The following is a 19331-nucleotide window of genomic DNA, read 5'->3' on the forward strand; positions in this document are numbered from 1 at the left end:
AAGCACAAACTGCGCCAAGCGCCTGTGGTTTCAGAGAGGATCGGAAAAAGCGGCGCATCATACCAGCAGCCGAGGCTGTGTGGCGCATGGCCTTGAGGCATACTGCGCCGACGTTCAATACCGGGTCATTGCCAGCATGAAAAAAGCCAACGCGTGGAGTCTAGCTCTGATCGCCAGTATCAGCCTGTGGCTGGGCGAAGCACCGGCGTGGGGCGCGGCTGCACCGGCGTTGAGCGAGGTGCGGGTGTTCAAGGTGGAATCGGCAAAATGCAGCGAAACCATCCCCGAACGGGTGAACACCACCCAGATGTGCGAACACCGTGGGCCCACCCAGGTGTCGGTCATGGAAGTCGGCCTGGGCAACAGCCCGATGGGCCGCTTCAATGGCGCAGAGTTGAACGGGCAACGCACGGCGGTGTGCCAGGTGGGCAACATCAGTGAGGCGTGCAACGGCGTGGGCACCTTGATGGGCTACATCTATGTGTTCGACCTGAATGTCCAGGCCCAGGGCTGGTTCGAATTCACCAATACCTCGATCAACCCCCCGCAAAACACCTTGAAAGCCCAGCTCAATATCCGCTGATCAATCATCTTGAACGCTCAAAATCCCGGGAAGTCGTACCCCTAAGACGGCGATTTTCCTGAACGCCGCGGATGTACTTCAACCCGTGAGGTGTTTATGAGCGCAAACCCCAATGGCGCGGCGGCCCAGCCGTTTGCCCGCCACCCGATACGCATGACACTCAACGGCCAGCCGCGCCAACTGGATGTGCTGCCCTGGACCACCTTGCTCGACCTGCTGCGCGAACAGCTGGACCTGGTCGGCAGCAAAAAGGGCTGCGACCACGGTCAGTGCGGTGCCTGCACCGTATTGCGTGACGGCAAGCGCGTAAATGCCTGCCTGACCCTGGCCGTGATGTGCGACGGCGCCGAGTTGACCACCATCGAAGGGCTGGCCGAAGGCGACCAGTTGCACCCCATGCAGCAAGCCTTCATCAAGCATGACGCCTTCCAGTGCGGCTATTGCACCCCCGGCCAGATCTGTTCCGCCGTGGGCCTGGCCAATGAAGGCCGCGCCCACGACCGTGCGCAGATCCAGGAACTGATGAGCGGCAACCTGTGCCGCTGCGGTGCCTACAGCAATATCCGTGACGCGATTGAAGAGGCGCTGCCGGCGTGCCACCGCTCGGGAGGTGAACAATGAACCCCTTCCACTACAGCAAGCCTGCCGATGTTCAAGAGGCGGTGCACCTGAGCAACGCGGCCTCGCGCTTCATTGCCGGTGGTACCAACCTGCTGGACTTGATGAAAGAAAACATCAGCCGCCCGGAACACTTGATCGATATCACCGGCTTGCCCTTGCACGAGGTTGAAGAAACCGCCGACGGCGGCGTGCGGATCGGCGCGCTGGTGAGCAATGCCGATCTGGCCTGGCACCCGCTGATCGAACAGCGTTACCCATTGTTGTCCCAAGCGATCCTGGCGGGGGCCTCGCCGCAATTGCGCAACATGGCCAGTACCGGTGGCAACCTGTTGCAGCGCACCCGCTGCTACTACTTCTATGACGCTACGGTGCCGTGCAACAAGCGCGAGCCCGGTAGCGGCTGCCCGGCGCGTACGGGGTTGAATCGCATCCATGCGATCCTTGGCGCCAGTGAGCAGTGCGTGGCCACGCATCCCTCGGACATGTGCGTGGCCCTGGCGGCGCTCCAGGCACGGGTGCATGTAGAAGGGCGTGGGGGGGTACGTGTCATCGAGTTCGCCGATTTCCACCGTCTGCCCGGCGATGCGCCACAGCGCGACAACCAATTGGCCGATGACGAACTGATCACCGCGATCGAACTGCCTGCCGACCATCTGGCCCGGCACAGCCACTACCTGAAAATCCGCGACCGGGCCTCGTATGCCTTTGCTTTGGTGTCGGTGGCTGCGGCGCTGGAACTGGACGGCGACACCATCATCGATGCGCGCCTGGCCCTTGGCGGGGTGGCGCACAAACCCTGGCGCGACCGCGCAGTGGAAGCGGCATTGGTCGGTCAGACCGTCAGCCGCGAAACCTTCAGCAACGCTGCCGATGCCCTATTGCAAGACGCCGAGCCGCTGGAGCACAACGGCTTCAAGATCAAACTGGCACGACGCGCAATCATCCGTGCCTTGAGCGACGCCGCTGTCGCAGGAGAACAGCCATGAGTGCCATCGGCAAACCCCTGGACCGTGTCGACGGTCTGCTCAAGGTCACAGGCCAGGCGCGCTATGCCGGTGAGTTCCCTGAGGATGGCCTGCTGCATGGCAGTGTCGTCTCCAGCACCATCGCCAAAGGCCGCGTTATCAAGATCGATGCCTCCAGGGCCCTGGCCTTGCCCGGCGTGGTCGAGGTCATTGATCACCTCAATCGCCCCAGAATCGCCAGCTATGACGACGCCTTCCAGGATGATGATGCCGCCGACGGCTCACCCTTTCGCCCGCTGTACAACGACCGCGTGCTTTACAGCGGCCAGCCCCTGGCCTTGGTGATTGCCGATAACCTGGAACTGGCCCGGCACGCCGGTTCACTGGTGCACATCGAATACGCGCCTGAAGATTTCGAAACGGACCTGCTCACCCAGCAGGAAGGGGCCTACCCTTCACCGCAGACACCGCCCAAACCACGCGGTAACTTTCAGGCCGAGTGGGCCGGTGCGGCGATCAGCCTCGATCTGCATTACAGCACCCCCATCGAACACCACAACCCCATGGAGCCCCATGCCAGCACCGTGCTGTATCAGCCGGACGGCACGTTGCATATCCACGACAAAACCCAGGGCCCGCAGAACTGCCAAGCGTACGTGCAAAAAGTGTTCGGCCTGGATAAAAGCCAGGTGCGCATTTTTGCTGCCTTTGTCGGTGGCGCCTTCGGTTCGGGCCTGCGCCCGCAGTACCAATTGCCATTGGCCGTGATGGCGTCCCTGGCGCTCAAGCGGTCGGTGCGCGTGACCCTGACTCGCCAGCAGATGTTCACCTTCGGCTATCGCCCACGCACTTTGCAGCGTTTGCAGATGGGGGCCGCCGCCAATGGGCGCTTGCTGGCCCTGGGGCATACCGCGATTGGCCAGACCTCGCGCTTCGAGGATTTCAGCGAGCACGTGGTGGAGTGGAGCGGCATGCTCTATCACTGCGACAACGTGCAACTGACCTACAAGCTGGTGCCGCTGGATGTATTCACTCCGCTGGACATGCGCGCCCCCGGTGCTGCGCTGGGCGTGATCGGCCTGGAATGTGCCATGGATGAACTGGCCTGTGCCTTGGCCATCGACCCGGTGCAACTGCGGCTGATCAACTACGCCGAGCGTAACCAGAACGAAGACAAACCCTGGTCGAGCAAAGCCCTGCGCGAATGCTACAGCGAAGGTGCCGAACGTTTCGGCTGGAGCCAGCGCAACCCGGAACCGCGCAGTATGCGCGACGGTCGCCAGTTGATCGGCTGGGGAATGGCCGGTGGGGTGTGGGAAGCCATGCAGATGAAGGCCAGCGCCAAGGCACGCATCGATAGCCGCGGCAAACTCACCGTCAGCAGTGCCACCACCGACATTGGCACGGGCACCTACACGGTGATGACCCAGATTGCCTCTCAGGCCAGTGGCGTGGCGATGGCCGATATCAGCTTTCTGCTGGGTGATTCGTCATTGCCCACGGCGCCGTTGCAGGGCGGTTCGTTTACCGTGTCTTCCGTCGGCACCGCCGTACAGCAAGCGTGCGAAGCGCTGAATGCCAAATTGCTGGAGATCGCCCGGCAGACTTACCCGGTATTCAAGGATGCCGATTCGGTTCGGTTTGAAGACGGCCAGCTACACAGCGGTGACGTGAGCGTGTCGTTGGCGCAACTGGTCAAGGACAGCGGTGAAGACGCCTTGCAGGTACAGGTCGACAGCGAGCCCGACAAGAAGCGCGAGGGTTATGCCAGCGCTACGCACTCGGCGGTGTTCGTCGAAGTGCGGGTGGATGAAGACTTGGGCACCATCAAGGTCAGCCGTGTGGTCAGCGCGATTGCTGCGGGGCGCGTGGTCAACCCGAAGATGGCCCGCAGCCAGATCCTTGGCGGCGTGGTGTGGGGCATTGGCATGGCGCTGCATGAAGAGACCCAGGTCGACCATCAATTGGGACGCTACATGAACCACAGCCTGGCCGAGTACCACATCCCGGTGAACGCCGATATCGGCGAGATTGACGTGCTGTTTGTCGAAGAACACGACGATGTGGTCAACGCACTCGGGTCCAAGGGCGTGGGGGAGATCGGCATTGTCGGCGTGGCGGCGGCGGTGGCGAATGCGATTTACCATGCCACCGGCAAGCGGGTGCGGGAGTTTCCGATCACCTTGGATAAAGTGCTCTAGCACCGGTGTTCCAAACACCGAAGCTCCAACTGTGGGAGCTGGCTTGCCTGCGATAGCGGTGCCTCAGCCACCAGAGAGTTGCCTGATACACTGTTATCGCGGGCAAGCCCGGCTCCCACAGGGTACAACGCTTAAGCTTATGGCTTGGTTTCTTCCACCGGCACATGCATACGATCGCGATTGGCCAGGGTCGGGAACAACTTGATCCATACCCCGGTCACCACCAAGGTGCCGATCCCGCCCATTACCACCGCCGGCACGGTGCCGAACCAATGGGCGGTTATCCCGGATTCGAACTCGCCCAGTTGATTGGATGCACCGATAAACAGGCCATTGACCGCGCTGACTCGCCCACGCATCTCATCCGGTGTTTCCAGTTGCACGAACGACGCGCGGATCACCATGCTGATCATGTCCGCCGCGCCGAGCACTACCAGCACCGCCAGGGAGAACCAGAACGAGGTCGAGAGGCCGAAGGCAATGGTCGCCACGCCGAATACGCCGACGGCGGTGAACATCACGCGTCCTACCTTGCGGTCTACCGAGAACCGCGCCAGCCACAGTGACATCAGCAAGGCGCCCACCGCCGGTGCCGAACGCAGCAGGCCCAGGCCCCAGGCGCCGGTCAGCAGGATGTCCTTGGCGAACACCGGCAGCAACGCGGTGGCGCCGCCCAGCAGTACGGCAAACAGGTCCAGGGAGATGGCGCCGAGGATGTCCGGGCGGCTGCGGATAAACCGGATGCCGGCCAGCAGCGAGTCCATCGTGGCCTTGGCTTTGTTGAGCGGCGTCTGGCGGGCGGGAAGGTTCAAGGTCAGGACGCAGGCAATCAGGTACAGCGCCACGGTCGGCCCGTACACCCACACGCTACCAAACGCGTAGAGCAAACCGCCAACGGCGGGTGCGACGATGGTCGCCAGTTGCTGGGCCGATTGCGATGCCGCCACGGCCCGTGGGAACAACGCGCTGGGCACGATGCTCGGCAGCAGCGCCTGGGTGGTGGGCATTTCAAATGAGCGCGCAGCGCCCAGCAGGAAGGCGAGGATAAAGATCATCTCGCGGGTCACGTTGCCGGTCAGGCCGCCGATGGCCAGGGACAAGGCAATCAGCGCCTGTAACGTCTGGCAAATGGCGGCGACCCTGCGTCGCTCATAGCGATCGGCTACATGCCCGGTGTGCAGCATGAACAGCACGCGCGGTACGAATTCCACCAGGCCAACCAGCCCCAGGTCCAGCACGTTGCCGGTCAGTTGGTAGAGGTTCCAGCCGATCGCCACGGTGAGCATCTGGAAACCGCTGGCGGTAAAGATCCGCGCCAGCCAGAACGCGATGAAAGGGCGGTGGTGACGTAACAGCAACGCGGGTTCACTGGGCATCGGCAATCAGGTCGGCAACGGGGGAATGGCGAGATTAGCATCAAGCTGTAACAAATAGTTGCAAGAACAGGGCTGAGGCAAGCTGTCACGCGGCAAAAGACCACACAGTCCTACAGCAAAAATGGGACTACTCTTTCAACGATGCTTGATCCAGATCAAAACCTGCCCCGGAATTGCTCTGGCGGCCGCAAGGCCAGAATCCCCACGAGATGGGTAAAAAAAGAAACGAATTGAAATTCGCCACACTCCATATCCGTGGGGGCAGTGGGTGCAGGCTCCCAGCCAGCAGCCGGTATTACCTGACAGAGGAAGACTTATGTTCGGTTTGGAGGCGCTAGATCTCGCCCGAATTCAATTCGCGTTCACCATCTCGTTTCACATCCTGTTCCCGGCGATCACCATCGGCCTGGCCAGTTACCTTGCGGTGCTGGAGGGCTTGTGGCTCAAGACTCATAACGATACCTACCGTGACCTCTACCATTTCTGGTCGAAGATCTTTGCCGTCAACTTCGGCATGGGTGTGGTCTCCGGCTTGGTCATGGCCTATCAGTTCGGCACCAACTGGAGCCGTTTCTCCGACTTCGCCGGTGCTGTCACCGGGCCATTGCTGACGTACGAAGTGCTCACGGCCTTCTTCCTTGAGGCCGGTTTCCTCGGTGTGATGCTGTTCGGCTGGAACAAGGTGGGGCGCAAGCTGCACTTTTTCTCCACGGTGATGGTGGCCGTGGGGACGTTGATCTCCACGTTCTGGATTCTCGCCTCCAACAGCTGGATGCAAACGCCACAGGGCTTTGAAATCATTGATGGTCGGGTGATTCCCACCGATTGGCTGGCGGTGATCTTCAACCCTTCGTTCCCCTATCGCCTGATGCACATGGCCACGGCTGCATTTGTTGCCACGGCATTCTTCGTCGGCTCGTCGGCGGCCTGGCATTTGCTGCGCGGCAAGGACAACCCGGCGATCCGCAAAATGCTCTCCATGGCGATGTGGATGGCGCTGATTGTCGCGCCCATCCAGGCGGTGATCGGTGACTTCCATGGCCTCAATACCCTCAAGCATCAACCGGCAAAAATCGCTGCGATTGAAGGCCACTGGGAAAACATCGGCAACGAGCCGACGCCATTGATCCTGTTCGGCTGGCCGGACATGAAAGCCGAGAAGACCAAATACGCGGTCGAGATCCCGTACCTGGGCAGTCTGATCCTGACCCACTCCCTGGACAAGCAGGTGCCGGCCCTCAAGGAGTTCCCGCCTGAGGACCGCCCCAACTCGACCATCGTGTTCTGGTCGTTCCGGGTCATGGTTGGCTTGGGTTTCCTGATGATCTTCACCGGTCTGTTCAGCCTGTGGCTGCGCCGTGGCGACAAGATGTACACATCCAAGCCGTTCCTGTACCTGGCGCTGTGGATGGGCCCGTCGGGCTTGATTGCGATTCTTGCTGGTTGGTTCACCACTGAAATCGGCCGCCAGCCTTGGGTGGTCTACGGGCTGATGCGCACCGCAGATGCCTCGTCCGGGCATAGCCTGGCGCAGATGACCATTACCCTGGTGTTGTTCGTGGTGGTGTACTTCGCGCTGTTCGGCGCAGGCCTGGGTTACATGATGCGCCTGGTGCGCAAGGGCCCTGTGACTCACGACAGTACCGAACCGGCCCATGGTGGCCCTGGTCAGAAACGCACCCCGGCGCGTCCGTTGTCTGCCGCCGACGATGGCAGCGATAACGACCACGACCACATCCAGCACAAGGGGAATTGAGATGGGTATTGATCTTCCGCTGATCTGGGCCGTGATTATCATCTTCGGCATCATGATGTATGTGGTCATGGACGGCTTCGACCTGGGTATCGGCATCCTCTTTCCGTTTATCCCCGGCAAAGTCGACCGTGACGTGATGATGAACACCGTGGCCCCTGTATGGGACGGCAACGAAACCTGGCTGGTACTCGGCGGCGCGGCGTTGTTTGGCGCGTTCCCGCTGGCGTATTCGGTGGTGTTGTCGGCGTTGTATCTGCCGCTGATCCTGATGCTGATCGGGCTGATCTTCCGCGGCGTGGCCTTTGAGTTCCGCTTCAAGGCCAAGGACCACAAGCGTCACCTGTGGGACAAGGCGTTTATCGGTGGCTCGCTGGCAGCAACCTTCTTCCAGGGCGTGGCGTTGGGCGCCTTTATCGATGGCATCCCGGTGGTGGACCGCCAGTTTGCCGGTGGTTCACTGGACTGGCTCACACCGTTCACGATGTTCTGCGGCGTGGCGCTGATCGTGGCCTATGCCTTGCTCGGCTGCACCTGGCTGATCATGAAGACCGAGGGCAAGTTGCAGGAGCAGATGCATAACCTGGCGCGGCCGTTGGCTTTCGTGGTGTTGGCGGTGATCGGTATCGTCAGTATCTGGACGCCGCTGACCCACCCGGAAATCGCTTCGCGCTGGTTCACCTTGCCGAACCTGTTCTGGTTCCTGCCGGTGCCGGTTCTGGTATTGGTCACGATGTACGGACTGTTCCGCGCCGTGGCCCGTCATGCGCACTACACGCCGTTCCTGCTGACACTGGTGTTGATCTTCCTGGGCTACAGCGGCCTGGGCATCAGCCTGTGGCCCAATATCATCCCGCCGTCCGTGTCGATCTGGGACGCTGCGGCACCGCCGCAAAGCCAGGGCTTCATGCTGGTGGGCACGTTGTTCATCATCCCGTTCATCCTGGGTTATACCTTCTGGAGCTACTACGTGTTCCGCGGCAAGGTCACCCACGAAGACGGCTACCACTAGGAGGGTTGAAACATGTCCGGTAAACCTTCACTGCACGAGATTGAACAGGCCGAGAAGCAGCCATTGTGGCGGCGCCTGGGATGGCTGGCGGGGATCTGGGTGGGCAGCGTGCTGGCCCTGTTCGTGGTGGCCAGCCTGATGCGCATGTTCATGAATGCGGCGGGCCTGACCACGCACTGACATACCGAACCGGCCTGCCAGCGTGAGAGGCAAGCCCTGCTCTTCTATTGGAAGGGCAGGGCTTTTTTATTTGCGCGCTTTGAGGATGACGAACTTTGGTGTGGTCGCCACTTGTTCGACGCCACGGAACAATCGCGCCAACTTGCTGTGGTAGCCCAGGTGGCGATTACCCACGATATACAACGCGCCGCCCACTACCAGGGCTTCGCGTGCCTGCTGGAACATGCGCCAGGCGAGGAAGTCACCCACCACTTGTTGTTGATGAAACGGTGGGTTGCACAGCACCACGTCCAACGATTGCGCCTCCTGACCGGCCAGGCCGTCATCGGCACGTACAATAACGTCGCGATTGCCCAGAGCGGCTTGCCAGTTTTCAGCCGCCGATTGCACGGCCATATAGGACTCATCCACCAACGTGTACTGCGCGTCGGGGTTTTGCAGAGCGCTGGCAATCGCCAATACGCCATTGCCGCAGCCCAGGTCTGCCACGCGGGCGCTGCCAAGGTTTTTCGGCAGGTGCGGCAGGAAGGCGCGGGTGCCGATGTCCAGGCCCTCGCGGCAGAAAACGTTGGCGTGGTTGAGCAACTCGATCGCTGGCGCGTCCAGCCTGTAGCGGGTGGGATAGGGCGAGACGGCGACAGGACGATCTGCCACGGTGGCGATCAGCAATCGCGCCTTTTTGACCGCAAGCGTCGCGTGCATCGGCCCGATGTAACGCTCCAGCAGTTCACCGGCGGCGCGGGGCAAGTGCTTGACCATCGCCCCGGCGATCACCTCGGCGCCCGGCGCCAATTGCCCTTGCAGGCGGATCAACTGTTCTTCCAGCAGCGCCAGGGTTTTTGGCACACGGATCAGCACCCGATCGAAGGGCCCCACCGGCGCGGTACTGGCGGGTACGAATGGCACGGCATCAAACGCCTTGCCGTTGCGCACCAGGTTTTTCTCCAGGGCTTGGGCGGCGAGGAACGAGTCGCCGCTGGAGGTCACCAACATCTGGCCCGCAAGGCTGGCCGCGAGGGCACCGAAGCTGTCATTGAGTACCAGCACGCGGGTCAGCGCATTGGGTTGCTGTGCGCCAAGGTGGTTGAGCAGGTACTCGTCGGCGGCATCGAAGGCTTGCAGCGGATCATTGTGTTGCTCTGGCTGACGAATCAGATCGAGCTGGGCGAAGGGGCTGTCAAGCAGGGGCATGGGGGAAGAATGCTCTGGGTAATCGACGGAACCGTCTGAGTGAACGGCGACGCGACCCACTGAAGGGGGCGGCATCAACACTCAGAGTTGGCCGTAAATGTTACGTTTTTTTTACGCAATGACATGGGGTGTTTAATTGACGATTACAGCATTCCGGCTTTGGCGAGGCAGAGCACAGCTTGGATCTTACTGGTGACCTTCAATTTGCTGAGTACTCTGCCGACATGAAAACCCACCGTGCGCTCGGACAGGCACAGAATGCGAGCGATCTCCGCGGCAGTCTTGCCCATGGCGCACCATCTGAGAATCTCCGTTTCGCGGGCCGTTAACTTGAATGGCGCCTCGTCGATGGGCTCGCCGGTGTATTGAAGCGCGACGACCGCATGCATCGCATGGCAGAGCCACAATACTTGACCGGCTTTTTCGTAAAGCTCTTCAGGGCTGACCTCACCCTTGTCACGCACCAGGGTCAGCATACTGAATACACCCTTGAAATCATGCACCGCCTGGGACCAGCCCCTATGCACCCCAAATGACTGAGCCAAGTCCCACAATTCAGGTGCGTTACTGAAGGCTTGCTTCTCCCAGAGGATGGGCAGTACAGAGTGCTTGCAGTGAACTACAGCCGGATCTTTGTCGAAGAAACCTGCTTGTTGATAGATTTTGTTCCATTCATTTGGGTAGTTGTTGCAGTTGAAAGGCTTTGCTTGGGTATTTTCGGATTGAGTACTCATTGTGAACGAGCAATATTTGAACCCCATTTCCTGAGTGCGGTTGATCACCATTTCATACACGGTGGTGATTTCGCTCTCGCCTTCCAGCTTGGGCAGCCGTGAATTGTGCCAATTGACCATCGGTAACTCTCCATGGGTTTCTTTGTGACTTGGGTACTTCCTGATCCCCAATCCAACACGAAAACAAGTGTAGGACACGTCGTACAAGCTAGTCTGAAAAAAAATTCATCAAGTGGTTGGTCTTCGGGTTTCAGATATGTACAAGCGTTATTGGTTTGTATGAAAAAACCGATGGGACATTTTTTTTGCACTGGTTTTAATGACTTGCAGGTGATATCAAAATGACGTCTTCGGACGGCGTAGTTTCATCTTGTGGCGCATTCCGGTTGGGTTAATAGCCAAATGATTAGTATGAGTGTGCGGCGCGTTGTTTGCTGCGGATTGCGGGTGAACCGCTGGCTCACTTGCGTCAATGACAGGCGGTGCGCGATGGGTAAATGCAATGCCAGTACAAATCAACGGTGTTTGCGTCATCTGCTTTGAGAGACACTAGCGGCCTGTGCAAAACGGAGCCTCCCATGACGGCCAGTGCTGAGAAATTTACCCGCCAGACCTTGCTCGACGTGCAATCGCTGACCCCCAGCCTCTTCACCCTGCGCACCACTCGCGACCCAGGCTTTCGCTTTACCGCCGGCCAGTTCGTGCGCCTGGGTGTGACCAAGGCCGATGGCAGCACCGTGTGGCGTGCCTATTCTGTGGTGTCATCGCCTTTTGATGAGCATCTCGACTTTTTTTCCATCGTTGTCCCTGGCGGGGAGTTCACCAGCGAACTCAGCCGGCTGCGGGTTGGCGACACCTTGTTGGTAGAGCGCCAGGCCACCGGCTTCCTGACCCTTAATCGCTTTGTCGACGGGCGCGACCTGTGGCTGCTGGGCACCGGCACAGGGGTTGCGCCGTTCCTGTCGATCCTGCAGGACTTTGAGGTCTGGGAAAAATTCGAACGCATCATTCTGGTGTACAGCGCGCGGGAAGCGAAAGAGCTGGCTTACCAGGCGCTGATCAAGGAACTGGGGGAGCGCGAGTACTTGGCCGAGTACGCGCATAAACTCACCTACATCCCCATCGTCACTCGCGAGCAATATCCGGGTGCGCTCAACGGGCGCATTACCACGCTGATCGAAAATGGCGAACTGGAGCGTGCGGCCGGCCTTGAGTTAACGCCGGAACACTCCCGCGTATTGATTTGCGGTAATCCGCAGATGGTCGATGACACCCGCCAGCTACTCAAGCAACGGGACATGCAACTGAGCCTGAGTCGACGCCCTGGTCAGGTTGCAGTAGAAAATTACTGGTAGAAAAAAGGCGCCTCACGAGGCGCCTTTTTGCAACCGCTGATTAAAGCGGTTTGTTGTTATTTTGAGCCTTGAGCAGATCGCGGATCTCGCCCAGCAGCACTTCTTCCTTGGTCGGCGTCGGTGGCAAGCTAGGGGCTACGGCCTCTTCTCGCTTCAGGCGGTTGATGGCCTTCACACCCATGAAGATCGCAAAAGCAACGATCACGAAGTCGATGATGCTCTGGATGAACTTGCCATAAGCCAGCACCACCGCCGGTACGTCACCCTGCGCGGCCTTGAGCGTTATCGCCAGGTCGGCAAAGTCCACACCCCCGATCAGCAGACCGATAGGCGGCATAATCACGTCGCCTACAAACGAGGAAACAATTTTGCCGAAGGCGGCGCCGATGATGATACCGACGGCCATGTCGACCACATTACCTTTGACCGCGAAGGCCTTGAACTCACTGATCACGCCCATAGGTTATTCCTTGTTACAGTTGAGAAGGGTGGAGGTCAGTGTAATTCAGTCGTACAAGGCTTGCTCGACACAACTGTTAACACTGTCGATTTTTATCGACACATTAAAACGCAAATAGTTTGCAAAGTGCCACCAGTCGCGCGCGAATTACCCGTCATTTCAGCCAGTTACCAGATTATTTTATTAATCGGGCCTGTGGCGTTTTTCTATTTATCTTCTGACTCGCAGGTCTCTAGCCTCTGACAAGCACAACAGAATGTGCGCTAAAAAAACCAGAGGAAACCTCGATGAACATTCCAATCCGCCGCAGGCCCGTGTCCGCGCGTCACGCGCTGGCACTGGTGACCGCAAGCCTGCTGTCCCTCTCCGTGCAAGCCGCCAACCTGACCCGCGATAACGGGGCCAACGTCGGTGATAACCAGAACTCGCAAACGGCCGGAGCGAACGGCCCGGTATTGTTGCAGGACGTTCAGCTGATCCAGAAGTTGCAGCGCTTTGACCGCGAACGCATCCCCGAGCGTGTGGTACATGCCCGCGGTACTGGCGCCCATGGCACCTTCACGGTGACCGACAACCTCAGCGACCTGACCAAGGCCAAGGTGTTCGCCGCCGGTGAAACCACGCCAGTGTTCGTACGCTTTTCGGCGGTCGTCCACGGTAACCATTCCCCTGAAACCCTGCGTGACCCAAGGGGTTTTGCCACCAAGTTCTACACCGCCGAAGGTAACTGGGACCTGGTTGGCAATAACTTCCCGACCTTCTTTATCCGCGATGCCATCAAGTTCCCGGATATGGTCCATGCCTTTAAACCCGACCCACGCACTAACCTGGATGACGACTCGCGCCGTTTCGACTTCTTCTCCCATGTTCCCGAAGCCACGCGTACTTTGACCGAGTTGTACTCGGACTCCGGTACCCCGGCCAGTTACCGCGAGATGGACGGTAATGGCGTACATGCCTACAAGTTGATCAACGCCAAGGGCGAAGTGCACTACGTCAAGTTCCACTGGAAGAGCCTGCAAGGCATCAAGAACCTGGATCCCAAGCAAGTCACCGAAGTACAGGGTCGTGACTACAGTCATATGACCAACGACTTGGTCACCCATATCAACAAGGGCGACTTCCCCAAGTGGGACTTGTATGTGCAAGTGCTCAAGCCCGAGGACTTGGCCAAGTTTGATTTCGACCCCCTGGATGCCACCAAGATCTGGCCGGATGTACCGGAGCGTAAAGTCGGGCAGATGGTGCTCAATCGCAACCCGGCCAATGTCTTCCAGGAAACCGAGCAAGTCGCGATGGCGCCTGCCAACCTGGTGCCGGGCATCGAGCCGTCGGAAGACCGTCTGCTGCAAGGCCGGGTGTTCTCCTATGCCGATACGCAAATGTACCGCCTGGGTGCGAACGCCCTGCAACTGCCGATCAACGCTCCACGGGTCACCGTCAACAACGGTAACCAGGACGGTGCGATGAACTTCGGCAAGACCACCACCGGCGTGAACTACCAGCCAAGCCGGCTGTTGCCACGCGAAGAGCCGCAAACCGCGCGCTACAGCCAGTCGCCGCTGTCGGGCAGCACCCAGCAGGCGAAGATCCAGCGCGAGCAGAACTTCAAACAGGCCGGTGACCTGTACCGCTCCTACACCAAGAAAGAGCGTCAGGACTTGATCGACAATTTCGGCGGCTCGCTGGCCACCACCGATGACGAGAGCAAGCACATCATCCTGTCGTTCCTTTACAAGGCTGATCCGGAATACGGCACCGGCGTGACCAAGGTGGCCAAAGGTGATCTGGCTCGCGTGAAGGCGCTGGCGGAAAAACTGACTGACTGATTCGTTGGTTGCGGTCGGCGCCTCTACGGGCGTCGACCTTTGGCAGGAGAAGCCCCTATGCGTATCTCTATCGGTTTACTGATGGCCATGCTGGCCTTTGTCGCCCATGCGGAGTCTCCCGACCCGGTGGCGCTCAAAGCCCAGTTGCAGGATTACTACTTCGACGCCGCTCGCCGTGGCGACCTCGACATGCTCAATACCTTTATCGACTCCGGCTACAGCCTCAACACCCAGGATGACAAAGGCTACACGGCACTGATTCTCGCCGCTTATCACGGCCAGGGCTCGTACGTGGAGCGTCTGCTCGACGCGGGTGCCAACGCCTGCGTACAGGACAAACGCGGCAACACGGCGCTGATGGGCGCGATCTTCAAGGGTGAGCTGAAAATCGCCCAGCGCCTGCTGGCCACCGACTGCAACCCGGACCAACGCAATGGCGCGGGACAGACTGCCGCCATGTACGCCGGGATGTTCAAACGCGTCGAGTTGCTGGGTGAACTGCAAGCCAAAGGCGCAGACCTGAACGCCGAGGACCCCGTCGGTAACAGTGCTTCACGTTTGGCCAGTGGCGAAATCCGGACCCCGGCGTCGCGCTGAGCTATCATCGCGGTTTTTCGGTTGGAGGTTCTCACATGGCAAAGGCCAAGCGCATGTACGGCTGCACGGAGTGCGGCGCGACCTTTCCCAAATGGGCGGGCCAGTGCTCCGAATGCGGTGCGTGGAACACCCTGACTGAAACCATGATTGAAAGCGGTGGTGCCGCAGCCCCCACCGGCCGCGCCGGCTGGACCGGGCAACAGGCACAGATCAAGACCCTGGCCGAGGTCAGCGTCGAAGAGATCCCGCGTTTCTCCACCGCGTCCGGCGAACTGGACCGCGTACTTGGCGGTGGCCTGGTCGATGGATCGGTGGTGCTGATCGGCGGTGACCCGGGCATCGGCAAGTCGACCATCCTCTTGCAAACCCTGTGCAGCATCGCCAGCCGTATGCCGGCGCTGTACGTCACCGGTGAAGAATCCCAACAGCAAGTGGCCATGCGCGCCCGCCGCTTGGGCCTGCCCCAGGACCAGCTGCGGGTCATGACCGAAACCTGCATCGAAAGCATCATCGCCACGGCGCGGATCGAAAAGCCCAAGGTCATGGTGATTGACTCGATCCAGACGATTTTCACCGAGCAACTGCAATCGGCGCCGGGCGGCGTGTCCCAGGTGCGCGAAAGTGCGGCGCTGTTGGTGCGCTACGCCAAGCAGAGCGGCACGGCGATCTTCCTGGTCGGCCACGTGACCAAGGAAGGCGCGCTGGCCGGGCCACGGGTGTTGGAGCACATGGTGGATACCGTGCTGTATTTCGAAGGTGAGTCCGATGGCCGCCTGCGTTTGCTGCGGGCGGTAAAAAACCGCTTTGGCGCCGTGAACGAGTTGGGTGTGTTCGCCATGACTGACCGTGGGCTGAAAGAAGTCTCCAACCCCTCGGCGATTTTTCTCACCCGTGCCCAGGAAGAAGTCCCGGGCAGTGTGGTGATGGCGACGTGGGAGGGTACCCGGCCCATGCTGGTGGAAGTCCAGGCGCTGGTGGATGACAGCCATTTGGCCAACCCGCGGCGGGTCACGCTTGGCCTGGACCAGAACCGTCTGGCGATGTTGCTGGCGGTATTGCACCGTCACGGCGGCATTCCGACCCATGATCAGGATGTTTTCCTTAACGTAGTGGGCGGCGTCAAGGTGCTGGAGACCGCCTCCGACCTGGCGCTGATGGCGGCGGTGATGTCCAGCCTGCGCAATCGGCCGCTGCCCCATGATCTGCTGGTGTTTGGTGAGGTCGGCCTGTCGGGTGAAGTCCGCCCGGTGCCCAGTGGGCAGGAGCGGTTGAAGGAGGCGGCCAAGCATGGGTTCAAGCGGGCGATCGTGCCCAAGGGCAATGCGCCGAAGGAAATGCCGGCAGGTTTGCAGGTGATTGGGGTGACGCGCCTGGAGCAGGCGCTGGATGCACTGTTCGAATAATCACCAGCATTGCAAATCCAATGTGGGAGGGAGCAAGTCGAATCGTCGCACCGCCCCTCCCACATTTGAGTTGTGTTGGCTTCTAGATTTCCAGCAATGCCGCCAGCTCTCTGTGTAGCTCTTCCTCATCACCCAGGTTCAATTCAATCAAGCGCCGCAAATGGCTGATCGAATCCAGGTCGATATGTTGGCACACGAAGCCCAACTGCCCCTGATCCTCGTGGCTCAGCTTCACTTGCATCTTTATATGCGCTTTCGGATCCAGGCGTATGTCTACGTCGAACGGCAGCGCCTTGTTCCCCTTCCAGTCTTCGGGGCGCACGACTAGTAGACCCTTTAGCGAGAGATCCACCAGTTTCACCGGAAAATCCCATCCGTTTTGCCGAATTTCGGTTTTGGCATCAAAAGCAATCCGGCGAAAACGGCGGCGATCAGACGGTTGCTCAGTCATGGTGAAGCCCTCGGTGGATAGGAGGATTGTAGCCTTGCGCCATCATTTGGCATTTATTTCGTTTTTTTGCCGCATAGAAGGCTCTAGACCAACGTAGGGGGCTGGTCTTTGAGGCCAACAGCGCTAAACTCGGGCTGGCTGTCCTTTCTGTCCACCCTGGCTGGAATACAAAAATGAAAAATAATAATAGCCTGCTACGCCACCTACCCTGGCTGGTGCTGGCAATCGTAGGAGCGTGCGCCCTGGGCGTAGTGGCCTTGCGCCGCGGCGAGGCGATCAACGCCTTGTGGATTGTGGTCGCTGCTGTGGCCATCTATCTGGTTGCGTACCGTTACTACAGTCTGTTCATCGCCAATAACGTGATGCAACTCGACCCTCGGCGGGCCACCCCCGCAGTGGTCAATAACGACGGTCTGGACTACGTGCCGACCAACAAACATATCCTTTTCGGTCACCACTTTGCGGCGATTGCCGGTGCAGGCCCGTTGGTCGGTCCGGTGCTGGCGGCGCAGATGGGCTACCTGCCCGGCACCCTGTGGCTGATTGCCGGTGTGGTGCTGGCGGGTGCGGTGCAGGACTTCATGATCCTGTTCCTGTCCACTCGTCGCAACGGGCGTTCCCTGGGTGACATGGTTCGCGAAGAGATGGGCCGCATTCCCGGGACCATCGCCCTGTTTGGCTGCTTCCTGATCATGATCATCATCCTCGCGGTGCTGGCACTGATCGTGGTCAAGGCCCTGGCCGAGAGCCCGTGGGGCATCTTTACGGTGATGGCGACCATCCCGATTGCGATGTTCATGGGCATCTACATGCGCTACATCCGCCCGGGCCGCATTGGTGAAATTTCGATCATCGGCGTGCTGTTGCTGCTGGGTTCGATCTGGCTGGGCGGGCAGATTGCCGCTGACCCGGTCTGGGCCAAAGCCTTCACCTTCACCGGGATCCAGATCACCTGGATGCTGATCGGCTACGGCTTCGTTGCCGCTGTTCTGCCGGTATGGCTGATCCTGGCGCCGCGTGACTACCTGTCTACCTTCCTGAAAATCGGCACCATCATCGCTCTGGCGATTGGCATCCTGGTCACCATGCCTGACCTGAAAATGCCGGCACTGACCCAGTTCATCGACGGCACTGGCCCGGTGTGGAAGGGCGGCCTGTTCCCGTTCCTGTTCATCACCATTGCCTGTGGCGCGGTCTCGGGCTTCCACGCGCTGATCTCTTCGGGCACCACGCCCAAGTTGCTCGCCAGTGAAAGCCACGCCCGTTACATCGGTTATGGCGGCATGTTGATGGAGTCGTTCGTGGCCATCATGGCGATGGTTGCCGCTTCGGTGATCGAGCCTGGCGTGTACTTCGCCATGAACAGCCCGGCGGCGATTGTCGGTACTGACGTGGTCACCGTGGCGCAAACCGTCAGCAGTTGGGGCTTTGCAATTACCCCTGAAGCGCTGTCGGCTGTTGCCCACGATATCGGTGAAACCACCATCCTGGCGCGTGCCGGCGGTGCGCCGACGCTGGCGGTCGGTATCGCACAGATCCTGCACAGTGTGCTGCCAGGTGAAAACACCATGGCGTTCTGGTACCACTTTGCGATCCTGTTCGAAGCGCTGTTCATCCTCACGGCGGTCGATGCCGGTACCCGTGCCGGTCGCTTCATGCTGCAGGACCTGCTGGGTTCGTTCGTGCCTGCGCTCAAACGCACCGAGTCCTGGACCGCCAACCTGATTGCTACCGCAGGCTGCGTGGCGATGTGGGGTTACTTGCTGTACCAGGGCGTAATCGACCCGCTGGGTGGTATCAACACCTTGTGGCCGCTGTTCGGTATCTCCAACCAGATGCTGGCGGGTATCGCGCTGATGCTGGCGACCGTTGTGCTGATCAAGATGAAGCGCCAGCGCTACATCTGGGTGACCATGTTGCCGGCCGTCTGGCTGCTGATCTGCACCACCACCGCAGGCTTCATCAAGCTGTTCGACGCCAACCCGGCGATCGGCTTCCTGTCGCTGGCCAAGAAATACAGCGATGCCCTGGCCAACGGTCAGATCCTCGCCCCGGCCAAGAGCATCGACCAGATGCAGCATGTGATCTGGAACGCCTACACCAACGCAACGCTGACGGCGCTGTTCCTGTTCGTGGTATTCAGCATCCTGTTCTATGCGCTCAAAGTCGGCGTAGCCGCCTGGGGCAACAAAGAGCGTACGGATAAAGAAGCGCCATTCCAGGCCGTACCGGACGCATAAGCGAGGATTGCCACTATGTTCAATGACATCAGTCGCCTCGGTAAATACCTCGGTCAGGCCGCGCGCCTGATGGTCGGCATGCCCGACTACGACACCTACGTCGAGCATATGCAAACCAAACACCCGGACAAGCCGGTGATGGACTACAAGGCGTTCTTCCGCGAACGCCAGGAGGCCCGTTACGGCGGCAAGGGTGGTCCGAAGTGCTGTTGACCCGGTAACGCGGGCCAATGCGATACCCCTGTGGGAGCAGGGCTTTCTGTGGGAGCTGGCTTGCCTGCGATAGCATCACCTCGGTCTGACTGAAGCACCGAGTTGTCTGCATCGCAGGCAAGCCAGCTCCCACAGGGGCCTTTGCTCCCACATTTGTTTTGTGTTTA

The 19331-nt window shown here is 59.8% G+C and carries 18 protein-coding genes; 13 read left to right on the plus strand and 5 right to left on the minus strand.

All coding sequences use genetic code 11. From position 1 onward, the window contains the following. Positions 1-136: 136 nt before the first annotated feature. The 4 genes from JH25_RS08845 (at position 137) to JH25_RS08830 (ending at position 4370) form a co-directional block, all read left to right on the plus strand. On the plus strand, positions 137-583 hold the full coding sequence (locus JH25_RS08845) for a DUF4879 domain-containing protein (RefSeq protein ID WP_032881207.1): 447 nt from the start codon (positions 137-139) through the stop codon (positions 581-583). A gap of 96 nt (positions 584-679) precedes the next feature. After that, positions 680-1204, plus strand: a complete 525-nt coding sequence (locus JH25_RS08840) for a (2Fe-2S)-binding protein (RefSeq protein WP_005791634.1) — start codon at positions 680-682, stop codon at positions 1202-1204. Continuing rightward, complete coding sequence (locus JH25_RS08835) at positions 1201-2190, plus strand: FAD binding domain-containing protein (RefSeq protein WP_032879387.1); 990 nt, start codon at positions 1201-1203, stop codon at positions 2188-2190. The genes JH25_RS08840 and JH25_RS08835 overlap by 4 nt, the downstream gene beginning before the upstream one ends. Continuing rightward, positions 2187-4370 carry a xanthine dehydrogenase family protein molybdopterin-binding subunit gene (locus JH25_RS08830; RefSeq protein WP_032879389.1) on the plus strand — a complete coding sequence of 728 codons (2184 nt, stop codon included), beginning with the start codon at positions 2187-2189 and terminating at the stop codon, positions 4368-4370. Before JH25_RS08835 ends, JH25_RS08830 begins: the two co-directional genes overlap by 4 nt. Positions 4371-4507: 137 nt before the next feature. Here JH25_RS08830 and JH25_RS08825 read toward each other — a convergent pair whose 3' ends face one another. Beyond that, complete coding sequence (locus tag JH25_RS08825; protein ID WP_005791631.1) at positions 4508-5746, minus strand: MFS transporter; 1239 nt, start codon at positions 5744-5746, stop codon at positions 4508-4510. A 316-nt stretch (positions 5747-6062) separates the two neighbouring features. Here JH25_RS08825 and JH25_RS08820 point away from each other — a divergent pair, with 316 nt between their 5' ends. The 3 genes from JH25_RS08820 to JH25_RS28205 are packed head-to-tail and all read left to right on the plus strand — an operon-like array spanning position 6063 to position 8691. Beyond that, the gene (locus JH25_RS08820) at positions 6063-7502 is read left to right on the plus strand and encodes a cytochrome ubiquinol oxidase subunit I (protein WP_005791629.1); all 1440 of its coding nucleotides are present in this window, start codon (positions 6063-6065) and stop codon (positions 7500-7502) included. A 1-nt stretch (position 7503) separates the two neighbouring features. Next, entirely contained in the window at positions 7504-8511 is a 1008-nt protein-coding gene (gene cydB / locus JH25_RS08815) for a cytochrome d ubiquinol oxidase subunit II (RefSeq protein ID WP_005791627.1), read from the plus strand. A 12-nt stretch (positions 8512-8523) separates the two neighbouring features. Continuing rightward, positions 8524-8691, plus strand: a complete 168-nt coding sequence (locus JH25_RS28205) for a DUF2474 domain-containing protein (protein ID WP_078822377.1) — start codon at positions 8524-8526, stop codon at positions 8689-8691. Between the two features lie 66 nt (positions 8692-8757). On the opposite strand, the gene JH25_RS08810 is transcribed toward JH25_RS28205, so the two are convergent. Continuing rightward, complete coding sequence (locus JH25_RS08810) at positions 8758-9882, minus strand: methyltransferase (protein ID WP_032879391.1); 1125 nt, start codon at positions 9880-9882, stop codon at positions 8758-8760. A gap of 143 nt (positions 9883-10025) precedes the next feature. Further along, entirely contained in the window at positions 10026-10736 is a 711-nt protein-coding gene (locus tag JH25_RS08805) for a helix-turn-helix transcriptional regulator (protein WP_032879393.1), read from the minus strand. Between the two features lie 458 nt (positions 10737-11194). Here JH25_RS08805 and JH25_RS08800 point away from each other — a divergent pair, with 458 nt between their 5' ends. Further along, positions 11195-11971: a ferredoxin--NADP reductase gene (locus tag JH25_RS08800; RefSeq protein ID WP_032879395.1), complete on the plus strand. Its 777-nt coding sequence runs from the start codon at positions 11195-11197 to the stop codon at positions 11969-11971. 40 nt (positions 11972-12011) lie between these two features. Here JH25_RS08800 and mscL read toward each other — a convergent pair whose 3' ends face one another. After that, a complete protein-coding gene (gene mscL, locus JH25_RS08795; RefSeq protein ID WP_005791618.1) occupies positions 12012-12431 on the minus strand; it encodes a large-conductance mechanosensitive channel protein MscL in 420 nt (139 codons plus the stop codon). A 287-nt stretch (positions 12432-12718) separates the two neighbouring features. Between mscL and katB the strand changes: the two genes are divergently transcribed. The 3 genes from katB to radA are packed head-to-tail and all read left to right on the plus strand — an operon-like array spanning position 12719 to position 16260. After that, on the plus strand, positions 12719-14260 hold the full coding sequence (katB, locus tag JH25_RS08790; protein WP_032879397.1) for a catalase KatB: 1542 nt from the start codon (positions 12719-12721) through the stop codon (positions 14258-14260). A gap of 57 nt (positions 14261-14317) precedes the next feature. Next, complete coding sequence (locus JH25_RS08785) at positions 14318-14857, plus strand: ankyrin repeat domain-containing protein (RefSeq protein ID WP_032879399.1); 540 nt, start codon at positions 14318-14320, stop codon at positions 14855-14857. A 35-nt stretch (positions 14858-14892) separates the two neighbouring features. Further along, the gene (radA, locus tag JH25_RS08780; protein WP_005791613.1) at positions 14893-16260 is read left to right on the plus strand and encodes a DNA repair protein RadA; all 1368 of its coding nucleotides are present in this window, start codon (positions 14893-14895) and stop codon (positions 16258-16260) included. 82 nt (positions 16261-16342) lie between these two features. Here the strand turns inward: radA and JH25_RS08775 are convergent, their stop codons facing one another. After that, positions 16343-16711 (minus strand): PilZ domain-containing protein, encoded by a 369-nt coding sequence (locus JH25_RS08775; protein WP_032879401.1) that lies wholly within the window; start codon positions 16709-16711, stop codon positions 16343-16345. A 173-nt stretch (positions 16712-16884) separates the two neighbouring features. On the opposite strand from JH25_RS08775, the gene JH25_RS08770 reads away from it, so the two are divergent. Together JH25_RS08770 and JH25_RS08765 are read left to right on the plus strand one after the other, a co-directional pair. Further along, the gene (locus JH25_RS08770; RefSeq protein WP_005791609.1) at positions 16885-18951 is read left to right on the plus strand and encodes a carbon starvation CstA family protein; all 2067 of its coding nucleotides are present in this window, start codon (positions 16885-16887) and stop codon (positions 18949-18951) included. A 15-nt stretch (positions 18952-18966) separates the two neighbouring features. Next, on the plus strand, positions 18967-19164 hold the full coding sequence (locus JH25_RS08765) for a YbdD/YjiX family protein (protein WP_003194308.1): 198 nt from the start codon (positions 18967-18969) through the stop codon (positions 19162-19164). The last annotated feature ends 167 nt before the right edge of the window (positions 19165-19331 follow it).

This window comes from Pseudomonas sp. BRG-100 (assembly GCF_000737955.1).
Lineage (GTDB): Bacteria > Pseudomonadota > Gammaproteobacteria > Pseudomonadales > Pseudomonadaceae > Aquipseudomonas > Aquipseudomonas synxantha_A.